We start from the raw sequence: 896 nt of genomic DNA, 5'->3' as shown, positions 1-896 counted from the left end.
AGCAAAGACAATTAAAGATTTAATTATTCAAGCATTGGGCAAGTATGGCGAACTGTTACGGACGGATATCGTGCCTGCTTATTTACGAACACGTTATAAGTTGATGAACCACCACGATACAGTCTTTGGGATGCATGCACCAACGGATGGCCAAGTTGCGACCGAAGCACGGCGTAGCGCGTCGTTTGAGGAATTTTTCGTTTTTCAAATGCGTCTGCAAGTGATTAAGTCAATGGATCGTGATAATCGTGGTCGGTCAATTAATTTCAACAATGATGAATTGAAGGCGTTTATTGCCACATTGCCGTTTGAACTCACGGATGCGCAAAAACGCGTCGTGAATGAAATCGTGCGTGACATGCGACGCCCAATTCATATGAATCGTCTTTTGCAAGGAGATGTAGGGTCTGGAAAAACGGTTGTGGCTGCGTTGGCCATGTATGCCGCCATTACCGCTGGGATGCAGGCAACTTTAATGGCCCCAACTGAAATTTTGGCCCAGCAACACGCTAAAACAATTGGCAACTTTTTTGATCCAGATAAAGTGCGAGTTGAGTTGTTAACGGGTTCAACAAAAACAGCGGCTCGACGCCAAATTTTGGAAGATGTTGCAAACGGCGAAGTGGATATTTTGATTGGCACACATGCGTTGATTCAACCTGATATTGCGTTCCGTAATCTTGGGTTAGCGGTTATCGATGAGCAGCATCGGTTCGGTGTGCAGCAGCGCGCGACACTTCGAGAAATCGGTATGAATCCGGATATCTTAGCGATGACAGCCACGCCAATTCCACGAACGTTAGCTATCACAGCGTACGGCGAAATGGACGTGTCGATCATTGATCAATTACCAGCCGGTCGTAAACAAATTAAGACGTATTGGTTGCGTAGTAATG

General features: G+C 45.9%; 1 protein-coding gene. It reads left to right on the top strand.

Annotated features, from left to right (window positions below):
* Positions 1 to 896 (top strand): DEAD/DEAH box helicase (locus WEIDD23_RS14815; protein WP_242865496.1); only part of this gene is annotated, 896 nt, incomplete at both ends.

The sequence above is a fragment of the Weissella sp. DD23 genome (assembly GCF_001579105.1).
In the GTDB taxonomy this organism is placed as follows: domain Bacteria; phylum Bacillota; class Bacilli; order Lactobacillales; family Lactobacillaceae; genus Weissella; species Weissella cibaria.
This window is presented reverse-complemented; position numbering and strand designations above follow the sequence as displayed.